Source organism: Microbacterium sp. ARD31 (assembly GCF_031844425.1).
Genome location: NZ_JAUZVE010000002.1, coordinates 744,433 through 756,452 on the forward strand (window position 1 = coordinate 744,433; position 12,020 = coordinate 756,452).

Annotated in this window: 13 protein-coding genes and 1 tRNA gene; 7 read left to right on the top strand and 7 right to left on the bottom strand. The window is 71.7% G+C overall.

Annotated elements, in window-relative coordinates; all coding sequences use genetic code 11:
• Positions 1-3 precede the first annotated feature (3 nt).
• Positions 4-76, bottom strand: a tRNA-Arg gene (locus Q9S36_RS10270).
• Between the two features lie 88 nt (positions 77-164).
• On the bottom strand, positions 165-809 hold the full coding sequence (locus Q9S36_RS10275) for an asparagine synthase (RefSeq protein WP_311285024.1): 645 nt from the start codon (positions 807-809) through the stop codon (positions 165-167).
• A gap of 196 nt (positions 810-1,005) precedes the next feature.
• Here Q9S36_RS10275 and Q9S36_RS10280 point away from each other — a divergent pair, with 196 nt between their 5' ends.
• The 3 genes from Q9S36_RS10280 (at position 1,006) to Q9S36_RS10290 (ending at position 2,406) form a co-directional block, all read left to right on the top strand.
• Positions 1,006-1,221 carry a hypothetical protein gene (locus Q9S36_RS10280; RefSeq protein WP_311285025.1) on the top strand — a complete coding sequence of 72 codons (216 nt, stop codon included), beginning with the start codon at positions 1,006-1,008 and terminating at the stop codon, positions 1,219-1,221.
• A 175-nt stretch (positions 1,222-1,396) separates the two neighbouring features.
• The gene (locus Q9S36_RS10285; protein ID WP_251455420.1) at positions 1,397-1,810 is read left to right on the top strand and encodes a DUF4383 domain-containing protein; all 414 of its coding nucleotides are present in this window, start codon (positions 1,397-1,399) and stop codon (positions 1,808-1,810) included.
• A gap of 11 nt (positions 1,811-1,821) precedes the next feature.
• Positions 1,822-2,406, top strand: a complete 585-nt coding sequence (locus tag Q9S36_RS10290; RefSeq protein ID WP_311285026.1) for a hypothetical protein — start codon at positions 1,822-1,824, stop codon at positions 2,404-2,406.
• Between the two features lie 55 nt (positions 2,407-2,461).
• Here Q9S36_RS10290 and Q9S36_RS10295 read toward each other — a convergent pair whose 3' ends face one another.
• The 5 genes from Q9S36_RS10295 to Q9S36_RS10315 form a co-directional block, all read right to left on the bottom strand.
• Positions 2,462-3,403, bottom strand: a complete 942-nt coding sequence (locus Q9S36_RS10295; RefSeq protein ID WP_311285027.1) for an aldose 1-epimerase family protein — start codon at positions 3,401-3,403, stop codon at positions 2,462-2,464.
• A gap of 2 nt (positions 3,404-3,405) precedes the next feature.
• Positions 3,406-4,917, bottom strand: a complete 1,512-nt coding sequence (gene araA, locus Q9S36_RS10300; protein WP_311285028.1) for an L-arabinose isomerase — start codon at positions 4,915-4,917, stop codon at positions 3,406-3,408.
• A gap of 49 nt (positions 4,918-4,966) precedes the next feature.
• A complete protein-coding gene (locus Q9S36_RS10305) occupies positions 4,967-6,553 on the bottom strand; it encodes an FGGY-family carbohydrate kinase (protein ID WP_311285029.1) in 1,587 nt (528 codons plus the stop codon).
• A complete protein-coding gene (locus Q9S36_RS10310) occupies positions 6,550-7,275 on the bottom strand; it encodes an L-ribulose-5-phosphate 4-epimerase (RefSeq protein ID WP_311285030.1) in 726 nt (241 codons plus the stop codon). The genes Q9S36_RS10305 and Q9S36_RS10310 overlap by 4 nt, the downstream gene beginning before the upstream one ends.
• A 111-nt stretch (positions 7,276-7,386) precedes the next feature.
• On the bottom strand, positions 7,387-8,394 hold the full coding sequence (locus Q9S36_RS10315; protein ID WP_311285031.1) for a LacI family DNA-binding transcriptional regulator: 1,008 nt from the start codon (positions 8,392-8,394) through the stop codon (positions 7,387-7,389).
• Between the two features lie 162 nt (positions 8,395-8,556).
• Here Q9S36_RS10315 and Q9S36_RS10320 point away from each other — a divergent pair, with 162 nt between their 5' ends.
• From Q9S36_RS10320 to Q9S36_RS10335, 4 genes are all read left to right on the top strand, one after another.
• Positions 8,557-9,777: an MFS transporter gene (locus Q9S36_RS10320; RefSeq protein ID WP_311285032.1), complete on the top strand. Its 1,221-nt coding sequence runs from the start codon at positions 8,557-8,559 to the stop codon at positions 9,775-9,777.
• 77 nt (positions 9,778-9,854) lie between these two features.
• On the top strand, positions 9,855-10,700 hold the full coding sequence (locus Q9S36_RS10325; protein ID WP_311285033.1) for an NAD(P)-dependent oxidoreductase: 846 nt from the start codon (positions 9,855-9,857) through the stop codon (positions 10,698-10,700).
• Between the two features lie 10 nt (positions 10,701-10,710).
• Complete coding sequence (locus Q9S36_RS10330) at positions 10,711-11,337, top strand: DUF1992 domain-containing protein (protein WP_311285034.1); 627 nt, start codon at positions 10,711-10,713, stop codon at positions 11,335-11,337.
• A gap of 144 nt (positions 11,338-11,481) precedes the next feature.
• Positions 11,482-11,937, top strand: a complete 456-nt coding sequence (locus tag Q9S36_RS10335) for an SRPBCC family protein (protein ID WP_311285035.1) — start codon at positions 11,482-11,484, stop codon at positions 11,935-11,937.
• Positions 11,938-12,020 lie beyond the last annotated feature (83 nt).

Below are 12,020 nucleotides of genomic sequence, written 5' to 3' on the forward strand. Positions count from 1 at the left end.
GTGTGCGCCTCGAGGGACTCGAACCCCCAACCTTCTGATCCGTAGTCAGATGCTCTATCCATTGAGCTAGAGGCGCGCGGTGTTCGCTCTCGCGCACACCAGCGTCCAGAATAGCCGACGTCCGGCATCCGCGCGAATCGGGCCCGAATCCCGGGCGTGCCCTCTCAGGCGTCCAGCTCGGTGAGGTCGACGCCCCCCGCGCGCGGCGCGGGCGAGGAGTCGAGGGCGATCTCATCTGCGCCGGCGCGCGGCTCTCCGTCTGCTCCCGAGCGCGCGCCGCGCCGGTGCGCGGCGAGGCGCGGAAGATCGACCAGGCGCAGCGATTGCATACGCGCCGCGCGCATGCGGTCGTAGTCCGGGTCGAGGTCGGGACGCATCCCCTCGACCGACAGTCGCCTCTGCAGGTTGGCCTCGACATCACCCCATGCGGACTCGCGCGAGGACTCGATCAGCTGCCGGATCGCCTCGGGGTCGTCGGCCTGGCGCCGCAGTTCTTTGGCCACGCCGCGGTACAGCCGATGGCGCTTGCGGAGGTTGCGCATGTCGCGGTCGCGATAATCGTGCGTGCCGTCGGGGTCGCTGAACTTCCCCCACGCCTTCTTGCGCTGGCGGCGCGCGAGATCCGCCGCCGCAGCCTGCTCGTCGGCCAGCGCGATGAGGATCTCGCGGGCGAGTGTCGCGAACGCTTCGGCGTCGAAGTGCGCGTCGCGGGCGATGGTCTCGACGAGGATGCGGTTGCGAACCGCCAGCCGTGCCGCGGCCGATGCGATCGAGACGCCCTCGGCGATGGCATCCGCGGTCTTGCCCATCCGCCTCCACCTCCTGGGAAGAGGCTACCGGGTGCCCCGGCTTCCGACGCCCGCCCACCGACTCGCGAGCCGGCCGGCGCGGCGCATACCAGCCCGGCCGATTCGCACGCAAGCCCTCTTCGCCCAGCTCGCCGGGCCGTAGCGTCAAGGCACGAGGTCGCCACCGGAGCGACGGGAGCGCGGAAGGAAGAAGACCATGGGATTCCTGGACGACGCGAAGAAGACGGCCGAGGCCGTCGGCGAGAAGATCAAGGACACGTGGGACGACGCGACCGACCGCATCAGCGACAAGAGCGACGAGGTCCAGGCCGAGGCCGAGGTGAAGAAGGCCGAGGCCGACGTCAAGCGCGCCGAAGCCGAGCGCGACTCGGTGCACCGGCGCAACGACTTCCGCGAGGACCTGCGCGACTGAAGACCCGCCGCGGACGCGGCGCATAACGGAGGGCCTCGGAGAGTACTCGGGGGCCCTCTGTCACACCCAGGTCACGGCAGGTGCGGATGCCGGGCACGACCAAACCGATACGCACAGCAGTACGAACACATCGATAGACGCGGCACCAGCCGCCACAACCACCAGGAGGATCCCCATGGGCTCGTCACCGAATCGCCTCGTCGCCACCATCTTCGGCGCCGTCTACCTGCTCGTCGGCCTGCTCGGCTTCACCGTCACCAGCGGTGTGGGCTTCATCGCCACCGACGGCGGCCTGCTCCTCGGCATCTTCGAGGTCAACCCGCTCCACAACATCGCCCACCTGCTGATCGGTGCCGCGCTGCTCATCGCCGGGCTCAAGAGCGTCCCCGCGGCCAAGTCGGTCAACACCGCCGTCGGCGCGGTCTACCTGCTGCTCGGCATCGTCGGGTTCTTCCTCGTCGGCACCGCGCTGAACATCCTCGCGCTGAACACGTTCGACCACTTCCTGCACCTGGCGAGCGCCATCGTGCTGCTGGGCGTCGGACTCGGTGCCGAGCGCAACGTCCGCAACAACGCACGGACCGTCTGAGGTCTGCTGCCATGACCACCGCACGTGAAGGATCGGCCGGGACGCTGAGGGAGCCTGCCGGCCGCTCCTCCACCACCCACGCGGCGACCCCGGCCTGGTCCGCGGTCGCCGCGTGGGGTGCGGGTCTGCTCGAGATCGCGCTCGGCGCGGGAGCTGTGACCGGTTCTGAGGGAGGACTCGCCGTTCGGGGGATCGGCGTCCTGCTGGTCGCACTCGGTGCCGCGGCGCTCGGGTGGGGAGCGGCGACGCTCGCCCGCGGACGCGTCGTCGTCCCGCGGGCGGGTGTCGTCGGAACCGTCGTCGGCATCGCCGTGTCGGCGGCAGCCCTCTTGGTGGATCCAGGCCGCGTCAGCGTGATCGCCGTGGCCGCGGCATCCGTCCTTCTGCTCGCCGTCGCCGCCGCCTGCGGTCGCACGATGCGTACCGATGCCGGATCGGATGCCGCCGAGCCGACCACGCCGCGCGTGTCGGTGCTGCTGGTGGCGGCCTTCGTCGTCGCCGGCATCGTGACGCCCGCGCTGGGGGCCACGGAGGCGGGTCTGATGGCGCCCGACCACAGCGATCACGCCGTGCTGGTCGACCCCGGCCACCACTGAGCCGTCGCGGTGAGCCCCGCCGCGGTGAGCTGTCGCCGCGCTCAGCGGCGCTGGATCAGATCGCGGTGATCCGCCATGACGCGTCGGCGGACCCGCCCGGCTCGATGACGATGAGACCGGCGTCGTAGTCGTATGCGTCGGCGTTGAACGCATCCGGCGCGCACGTCATCGGCTCGACAGCCAGACCCAGTCGGCTGACAGCCGGGTCCGGCTTGTCGGCGGTGTGCACCTGCACCCAGGGGCACGCCGCGCCCCACGACATGGCGACACCGGTGCCCGAGGCATCCGTCACACGCACCACGGCCTGGCCCGCGGCATCCCGCGCCAGGCCTGTGTACGCGTGGTCGATCTCCGCCGAGCCGATCGTGCGCGGTTCCCGGAAGTCGAACCGCTCCGCATCGTCGGCGTCGACCGGCCGCAGGCCCGTGGGGATCAGGCGATCCTCGGTGACGGCGAGGACCTCGGATGCCGGGAGCTCGAGCGTCCATCCATCCACGCGGCCGTCTCCCGCCACGAGGTACGGGTGCGGGCCGGTGCCCCACGGCGCAGGCGAGTCGCTGTCGTTGGTGGCGGTGACGGTCTGCGTCAGGCCGTCGGGGCCGAGCGAGAACGTGGTCCGCACGACGATGCGCCACGGGTACGCCGTCTGCGCGGGGATCGTGGCCTCGAGGGTGACGTGGCCGGGTCCTTTGTCCACGGCGTCGTAGTCCAGCCACACGGCGAGGCCGTGCAGGGCGTGGCCACGTGCGGGCTCGCTGAGCGCGAGCTGGCGCTGCGCTCCCCCGAACGAATAGCGGCCGTCGACCACGCGGTTCGGCCAGGGAGCGAGCGTGACACCGCGGTGCGCCGGGCGCACCTCGTCGGCCTCGAACGGAACGACGAGATCGCGCCCGCCGTAGGTGAGTGTGCGCAGCGTCGCCCCGACGCTGGCGATGACGGCTTCGTAGTCGCCGGCGCGCAGGCAGTGCTGCGTGCCGGAGATCGGAGTGCGGGCCATGATCAGATCCCCTGTGCGAGTCGGTAGTACGCCTGGTTCCACCTCAGTTCGCGCTGGAAGTCGCGAACGGTGGTGTCTTCGTCGATGACGACGAGTTCGGTCCCGGCGATGTCCGCGAAGTCGCGGAACACCTCGATGCCGACGGCGGTCGTCATCACAGTATGGTGTGCGGCGCCGGCTGCGAGCCAGCACGCGGCGCTGGTGGCGAAGTCCGGAGCCGGCTTCCACACCGCCCGGCCCACGGGCAGCTTCGGCAGATCCGGTGCGTCGACGTTCTCGACGACGTTCGCCACGAGCCGGAACCGGTCGCGCATGTCGCTCATCGCGACCACGACCGCCGGCCCCGGGTCGGCGGTGAACACCAGTCGCACGGGGTCGTCCTTGCCGCCGATGCCGAGCGCGTGGACCTCCAGACGCGGCTTCGCGGTGGTCAGCGACGGCGACACCTCGAGCATGTGGGCTCCGAGGATGCGCTCGTTCCCGGGCACCAGGTCGTAGGTGTAGTCCTCCATCAGGCTCGCGCCGCCCGGAAGGCCGGCGCCCATCACGTTGGCCACCCGCACGAGGATCGCCGTCTTCCAGTCGCCCTCGGCGCCGAACCCGTAGCCCTCGGCCATGAGCCGCTGCACCGCCAGACCCGGCAGCTGCCTCAGCCCGCCCAGGTCTTCGAAGCTCGTGGTGAACGCGCCGAAGCCGCCCTCTTCGAGGAACGACCGCAGGCCCACCTCGATCGCCGCGCCGTCACGCAGCGACTGGTGGCGCTCCCCACCCGGACGCAGCTCCGCCGCGACGTCGTAGGAGTCCAGGTACACCTGCACCAGCGCGTCCACGTCGGCGTCGGTGGCGGCTTCCACCGCCTCGACGAGCTCGTTCACGCCCCACGTGTTCACCTGCACGCCGAACCGCAGCTCGGCTTCGGTCTTGTCACCTTCGGTCACCGCGACGTATCGCATGTTGTCGCCGAACCGCGCCAGCTTGAGCGTGCGGGCTGCCGCCCACCCCGCCGCCGCGCGCTGCCACTGCTCGACCTGATCGCGCACGGCCGGGTTCGACACGTGACCGACCACCGTCTTGCGCGCCACCCCGAGCCTGGTCTGGATGTAGCCGAACTCGCGGTCGCCGTGGGCGGCCTGGTTCAGGTTCATGAAGTCGAAGTCGATCTCGGCCCACGGCAGTTCGACGTTCGCCTGCGTGTGCAGATGCAGCAGCGGCTTGCGGAGAGCGTCCAGCCCCGCGATCCACATCTTCGCCGGGCTGAACGTGTGCATCCACGCGATCACCCCGATGACGTCGTCGCGCGCGTTGACCTCGAGGGCCAGGCGGCGGATGCTGTCGGAGTCCTTCAGCACGGGCTTCCAGACCACCCGCACCGGAAGTCCCGACAGCCCCTCGGCCACGGCGCCCGACTGCTCGGCCACCTGGCGGAGCGTCTCTTCGCCGTACAGGTTCTGGCTGCCGGTGACGAACCAGACCTCGTACTCGTCGAGAGAAGTGTTCAGGGGCGTGCGGGTCATGTCGGATTCCTCGGTTTCGGGGTCGGTCGAAAGAAGCGCGATGGGCGGGTCAGAGGGCGGCGACGGCGGCGGCCTCGACGACCAGGCCCGCGCGGTAGCGGTCGAGGTAGTCGGCGAATCCGGCGACGTCGGCCGGGTCGGGGTCGACCACACCGATCCGGGCGCCGGCGAAGACGTGGTCGTCCAGGTAGGCCGACAGGTCGGTGTCGTCTGCGCGGGAGAGGAAGGCGGCGAGCACCGCGATTCCCCACGCTCCCCCCTCGGATGCCGTCTCGCCGACGGCGACGGGCGCATCGAGCGCGCCTGCCAGGAAGCGCTGGGCGACCCCGACGGTGCGGAACATCCCCCCGTGGGCGAACATGCGGTCCAGCGCCACGCCTTCGTCGTCGAGCACGCGCATCCCCAGCGCGAGTGTGCCGAACACCCCGTACAGCTGAGCGCGCATCGCATTCGCCAGGGTGAACCGGCTGTCGGGCGTGCGGACGAAGAGGGGGCGGCCCTCCGCGAGCCCCGCGATCGGCTCGCCGGCGAGATGGTTGTACGCGAGCAGACCGCCGGCATCCGCGTCGCCGTCGAGCGCCTCTCGGAAGAGGACCTCGAAGACGGCGTCGTCGTCGACCGGGGTGCCCGAGGCCTGGGCGAACCGGCCGAACATGCCGGCCCACGCGGCCAGTTCGCTGGCGCCGTTGTTGCAGTGCACCATCGCCACCGGGTCACCGGCGGGAGTGGTGACGAGGTCGAGTTCGTGGTGCACCCGCGACAGCGGCCGCTCCAGCACCACCATCGCGAAGATGCTCGTGCCCGCGCTGACGTTGCCCGTCCGGGGCGCGACCGCGGCGGTGGCCACCATGCCGGTCCCCGCGTCCCCCTCCGGCGGGCAGAACGGGATGCCGGGACGCAGCGCCCCGGTGGGGTCGAGCAGCGCGGCACCCGAAACGGTCAACTCGCCCGCGGGCTCACCGGCGGCGAGGACCTCCGGCAGCAGCATCCGCAGATCCAGCGCCGGCATCCGGTCGGCCACCAGCGCGTGATAGCGGTCGACGAGGGCGGCGTCGTAGTCGCCGGTCGCGGAGTCGATCGGGAACATCCCCGACGCGTCGCCGACGCCCAGCACCTTGCGCCCCGTCAACGCCGCGTGGACGTAGCCGGCGAGCGTCGTGAGGGAGCGCACCTCGGGTACGTGCGGCTCCTCATCGAGGATCGCCTGGTGCAGGTGCGCGATGGACCACCGCAGCGGGATGTTGACGCCGAATGCCTCGGTGAGGGCGGCGGAGGCGCGGCCGGTCGTGGTGTTGCGCCACGTGCGGAACGGCACGAGCAGCCGGTCGTCCTCGTCGAAGGCGAGGTAGCCGTGCATCATGGCCGACACCCCGATCGAGCCGAACGTGTCCGGACGCGCGCCGTACCGGGCCTCGGCGTCCGCGACGAGAGCGGCGAACGCGGACTGCAGACCGGTCCACACCTCGTCGAGCGGGTAGGTCCACGTGCGGTCCGCGAAGCTGTTCTCCCACGCATGGCCGCCGACGGCGAGCACCGTCGCCGGGTCATCGGCGTCCACGAGGCACGCCTTGATGCGCGTCGAGCCGAACTCGATGCCGAGCGCCGTGCGCCCGTCGCGGATGGCGTCGGCGCTCACCGGGACTCCTCGCCGTCGCGGCGCTCATCCCCGGCCTGGCCGTAGACGTTCTGATAGCGGTTGTACAGCGCGTCGATGCGGTCCTGGGGGATCGGGATGAGCGGGCCGGCCTCGCGGGCGAGGTGCACGGTGCGGGCGGCGTCCTCGCACATGACGGCCGCCTTGACGGCATCCTTCGCGTTGACGCCGATGGTGAAGGGGCCGTGGTTCTGCATCAGCACGGCTCGCGAACGGTGACCGCGCAGGGTCTCGACGATGCCGCGGCCGATCGAGTCGTCGCCGATGATCGCGAACGGGCCGATGGGGATGGGCCCGCCGAACTCGTCGGCCATACCCGTGATCACGCACGGGATCTCTTCGCCGCGAGCGGCCCATGCGACGGCGTAGGTGGAGTGGGTGTGCACGACCCCGCCGACGTCGGGCATGTTGCGGTAGACGTACGCGTGGGCCGCCGTGTCGCTGGAGGGGCTGCGATCGCTGCCCGCGGTGCCCGGGATGACGGCGCCATCGAGGTCGCACAGGATCATGTTGTCCGGCGCGAGGTCGTCGTACGACACCCCCGACGGCTTGATGACGAACAGGTCGGCGCCCGGCACGCGCCCCGAGACGTTGCCGCCGGTCCACACCACCAGGCCGTAGCGGACGAGCTCGCCGTGCAGACGGGCGACGTCGGCACGCGTCTCGGCGATCGCCGCCTCGATGTCGGGGCTGAAAGTCGTCACGCGGTCCTCCGTCGGGTCGTGTGTGGTGGTGCTCGGCCTGATGTTACCGGTAACAAGGGTGTTTGGCGAGCCCGTCCGGCGAGCCCGAATGGCGAGCGCCGGTCGGCGACGTCAGCCGCGCGGCGGCGCCGTCGAGGCGCGCACCACCAGCTCCGGCGGCGCCGACGACGGCGGCGGCGCCTGACCCAGCACGGCGCTGACCGCGCGCCGGGCCTCCCCCACCAGATCGAGCCGGACCGTCGTGAGGGCGGGCCGGTAGAACGCCGCGTCCGGGTTGTCGTCGAACCCCGTCACGCTCACCTGCCCGGGAACGTCCACTCCGAGCCCCCGCAGACCCGAGATCAGTCCGAGCGCCATCTGGTCGTTCGCGACGACGACCGCGGTCACGCCCTCGGCCAGCGTCTCCGCGACGGCGGGCGCGAGAGCGGCCGCGGAGGCCGCGCTCCAGTCGCCCTCCCACCGCAGCTCGGCCGAGAGAGCCGCCGCGTCGAGGGCATCTCGCACCCCCACGTCGCGCTCGGCGGCTTCGCGCCAGTCGGCCGGCCCGGCGATGCGCGCGATCCGCCGGTGGCCGAGCTCCACGAGATGGTGCACGGCCAGCGCAGCTCCGTCCCGCTGCGCCGAGGCCGCGTCATCGGCGTGCAGGGCGACGAGGCGCACGCCCGGCTTCGAGGCGGCGAGCGCCTCGAAGGTGCGCACGTGCGGCGCCAAGACCACGAGGCCGTCGACCCCCTGGGCCAGCAGGCGGCGCGCCGCGCCGATGACGGATGCCGCGTCGGCCGCATCCGCGTACGCCGTGGCGATCCAGCGTCCGGCCTCCTGCGCGGCGGTCTCGAGGGCCGCGATGCCGACCGCCGGCCCGTAGAGCGTGGCGTCCGACGCGATGACGCCCAGAGTGCGCGTGGTGCGGGTTCCGAGCGCGCGGGCGGCGTTGTTCACGCGGTAGTCGAGCTCCACCATCGCCTCGACGACGCGCCGGCGCGTCTCGGGGCGGATGTGCGGGTGGTCGTTGATGACGCGCGAGACGGTCTGCGTCGACACACCGGCCAGGCGTGCGACGTCGCGCACCCCGAATCGGCGCGCCCCGGCATCCGCTGTCATACGTTCACCCCCGCTCATGGGCCCCACAGTATCGGCGGTGGACGCGATACCCAGGCGCCGGCCAGCCGCCGGCGGCTAGAATGGGCCGCTGACCTGAACAGAAAGTGCATCTACCTCGTCCGCTCGGCGGAAGAAGGCGGCACACGCGCCGCAGCGTGCGGCCGACGCATAGAGGAATCGATGCACACCGCTCTCACCACCACGTCCCGTCCGAGTCTTCTCCGCGAGGCCGGACTGGCCTACTTCCCCGTGGCTCTGATGGCGCGGCTGCCGTTCGCCATGATGGTCGTCGGAATCCTCACCCTCGTGGTCTCGGCGCGCGGATCGCTCGCCCTCGGCGGACTCACTTCGGCGATGACGGGCCTCGGCACGGCGCTGTTCGGCCCGGCACTCGGCGCGCTGGCCGACCGGTACGGGCAGCGTCGCGTGCTGCTGTGGGCGGGCGTGTCGAACAGCCTGCTGCTGATCGCGATCGCGTGGCTGGCCTTCTCTCCGACGAGGGATGCCGTCATCCTGGCCATCGCGTTCGGCATCGGCGCGACGATGCCGCAGGTCGCTCCCCTCTCCCGCAGCCGCTTGGTCGGCATCATCGGGCGCTCGTTCCGCGGCGAGCGCCGCAGCCGCGTGCTCAACGGCACGATGGCCTACGAGTCCGCCGCCGACGAGGTCGTCTTCGTGTTCGGGCCCGTCGTGGTGGGGCTGCTCGCCACCACCCAGGGGCCGGTCGCGCCGGTGATCGGCGCGGCGGTGCTCGCACTGGTGTTCGTCACCGCGTTCGCCCTGCATCCCACCGCGCGCGTCGAGGCGGGTGACGGCGAGACGATCGAGCAGGCGCCGGCGATCGAGCTTCTGCGCGCGCGGGTGCTCATCCCGGTCGTCGGGGCCCTCGGCATGGGGCTCTTCTTCGGCGCCATGCTGACCTCGCTGACCGCCTTCATGGCAGACCGCGGGGTGCCCGAGCAGGCGGGTCTGGTGTACGGCGCCATGGGCATCGGGTCGGCGGCCCTCGCCCTGAGCGTCGCCGCGTTCCCCGCCCGGTTCTCGCTGACGGCGCGCTGGCTGGTCTTCGGCGGCGTCCTCGTCGCGGGAGCAGCCGCAGTTCCGCTCGCCCAGGACGTGGCCGGTATGGCGGCGTGCCTGCTCATCGTCGGGATGGGCATCGGTCCGACCCTGGTGACGCAGTACAGCCTGGCCGCCGAGGCGAGCCCGGTCGGCCGCTCGTCGACCGTCATGACGATGCTCGGCTCGGGCGTCGTGGTCGGCCAGTCCGCGGCATCCGCTCTCGTGGGTCTCGTGGCCGAGGAGGCCGGCACGACCGTCGCGATGTTCGCGCCCCTGGTGGCCGGATCCGTCGTCCTCGGCGCGGCCGTCGCGCACACTGTGGTCTCCCGTCGCGGCTGAGGAGCCCTCCCCCCGCCCGCCCACACCGCGCCGGATCCGCCGCCCCACGCGGGGCCACCCCGTGGCAGGGTAGGTCCATGCGCATCGCCCTCACCGGTTCCACCGGAAAGCTCGGCACCGTGGTGCTTCGCGAGCTCCGCGACCACGGCCACGACGTCGTGGCCTTCGACGTCGTCGGGCCGCGCGAGCCCGGCTTCGTCCAGATCGACCTGACCGACTACGGACAGGTCGCCGACGCCCTCGCAGGCGTGGACCGCGCCGCCGGGTTCGACGCGGTCGTCCACTTGGCCGCGATCCCCGCGTCCGGCCTCCGCACCGACGTGGCGACCTTCCACAACAACATGGCCGCGACCTTCAACGTCTTCTGGGCGGCGGTCCGGCTCGGCATCCGCCGTATCGTGTACGCCTCGAGCGAGACGGTGCTGGGGCTGCCCTTCGACGTCCCCCCGCCCTACATCCCCGTCGACGAGGAGTACGCCGCGCGCCCCGAATCGGTGTACTCGATCGTGAAGACGCTCGAAGAGCAGCTCGCCCGCGAGCTGGTGCGCTGGCACCCCGACCTGTCGATCACCGGCCTGCGCTTCTCGAACGTCATGAACCCCGAGGACTACGCGGCGTTCCCGTCGTACGACGCCGACGCGCGCGCCCGCAAGTGGAACCTGTGGGGCTACATCGACGCCCGCGACGGCGCCCAGGCGATCGAGCGGGCCCTCGAGGTCGCCCCCATCGGGTTCGAGCCGTACATCATCGCCGCCGCCGACACCGTCATGTCGCGACCGAACGCCGAGCTCATCGCCGAGGTGTTCCCCGACACTCCCGTGACCCGCGAGGTCGGCGACCACGAGACGCTGCTCGGCATCGACAAGGCGCGTCGCGTGCTCGGCTTCGACCCCCGCCACAGCTGGCGAGACCACGTGGAGTGATCCGCCCCGCATGACCGAAGACCCGCGCCTGGCCGCCGCGAGATACCGCATGGAGCGCCTTGCGGAGGAGGAAGGCGCGGCCGGGGAGGGGTCGGCCGCGCCGACCGAGCACGCGACACGAGCGGATGCCGGATCCCGCGGTCGACCCGCGTCCGACGCTTCGGACGATCCCGCTCGCCGTCCGACCTCGGCCGAGCGTGCGGCCTACGTCGAGACGGCAATCCAGCAGGCGATCCGCCGCGGCGACTTCGATGATCTGCCGGGCGCGGGCAAGCCGATCCCGGGCCTCGGCAGGGGGCACGACCCGGACTGGTGGATCCGGCGCAAGATCGAGAGCGAGAAGCTCACCGGGCTCGGGCCTCCGGCCCTGACGCTGCGGGTCGAGGATGCCGAGCTGGATGCCCGTCTCGACGCGCTTGCGGGCGAGGACGACGTGCGCGAGGCGGTGGCCGACTTCAACCGCCGTGTGAAGCTCGCACGGATGCAGCTGCTCGGCGGACCGCCGGTGGTCACGCCGCTGCGCGATGTCGAGGCCGAGGTGCAGGGATGGGCGGAGCGCCGGGCGGAGCGCGCCCGGGCCGCCGCCTCGGCAGCGGCGCCTGCCGAGCCGCGTAGACGGTGGTGGCGTCGCCGCTGATGCACCGCCGCGCGGGGTCGCCGCGCACTTGTACCACCGCGGCGTCACCCGATCAACCCCGCGCCTGAAGCGATGTCCTGATCTAGCGTCGTCAGCACCCACCGATCGCCGGGCGATACATCCCGGCCCAACGGAAGGACCGATATGACCTCGATCACCGAGAGCATCGACGTCGACGTTCCCGTCACCGTCGCCTACAACCAGTGGACCCAGTTCGAGAGCTTCCCGCACTTCCTCGATGAGGTCGAGTCGATCACGCAGCTGGACGACACTCACACGCACTGGAAGGTCAACGTGGGCGGTGCGGACCGCGAGTTCGACGCCGAGATCACCGAGCAGCACCCGGACGAGCGCGTGGCCTGGAAGAGCACGGGCGGCGAGACCCAGCACGCCGGCGTGGTCACATTCCACAAGCTGAGCGACACCTCCTCGCGCGTCACCGTCCAGCTGGACTGGGAGCCCGAGGGCCTGCTCGAGAAGGTCGGCGCTCTCGTCGGTGCCGGATCGCACGCGGTGAAGAAGGACCTGAAGAACTTCAAGGAGTACATCGAATCGCGCGGCGGCGAGTCCGGCGCGTGGCGCGGAGACGTACCCCGCTGACGTACCCCCGATGCGAGGCGGTCGCACCCCCAGGCGCCGCCCCGCCCCCCTGGCGCCCCGCGAGTTCTTCGCGGGGCGCCGTC

What these genes read in the sequence shown, in the direction of transcription:
- Q9S36_RS10290 (WP_311285026.1), top strand. Translation starts at nt 1,822, where the DNA reads ATGACCACCGCACGTGAAGGATCGGCCGGGACGCTGAGGGAGCCTGCC.
- Q9S36_RS10285 (WP_251455420.1), top strand. Translation starts at nt 1,397, where the DNA reads ATGGGCTCGTCACCGAATCGCCTCGTCGCCACCATCTTCGGCGCCGTC.
- Q9S36_RS10320 (WP_311285032.1), top strand. Translation starts at nt 8,557, where the DNA reads ATGCACACCGCTCTCACCACCACGTCCCGTCCGAGTCTTCTCCGCGAG.
- Q9S36_RS10295 (WP_311285027.1), bottom strand. Translation starts at nt 3,403, where the DNA reads ATGGCCCGCACTCCGATCTCCGGCACGCAGCACTGCCTGCGCGCCGGC.
- araA (WP_311285028.1), bottom strand. Translation starts at nt 4,917, where the DNA reads ATGACCCGCACGCCCCTGAACACTTCTCTCGACGAGTACGAGGTCTGG.
- Q9S36_RS10330 (WP_311285034.1), top strand. Translation starts at nt 10,711, where the DNA reads ATGACCGAAGACCCGCGCCTGGCCGCCGCGAGATACCGCATGGAGCGC.
- Q9S36_RS10275 (WP_311285024.1), bottom strand. Translation starts at nt 809, where the DNA reads ATGGGCAAGACCGCGGATGCCATCGCCGAGGGCGTCTCGATCGCATCG.
- Q9S36_RS10335 (WP_311285035.1), top strand. Translation starts at nt 11,482, where the DNA reads ATGACCTCGATCACCGAGAGCATCGACGTCGACGTTCCCGTCACCGTC.
- Q9S36_RS10315 (WP_311285031.1), bottom strand. Translation starts at nt 8,394, where the DNA reads ATGAGCGGGGGTGAACGTATGACAGCGGATGCCGGGGCGCGCCGATTC.
- Q9S36_RS10325 (WP_311285033.1), top strand. Translation starts at nt 9,855, where the DNA reads ATGCGCATCGCCCTCACCGGTTCCACCGGAAAGCTCGGCACCGTGGTG.
- Q9S36_RS10280 (WP_311285025.1), top strand. Translation starts at nt 1,006, where the DNA reads ATGGGATTCCTGGACGACGCGAAGAAGACGGCCGAGGCCGTCGGCGAG.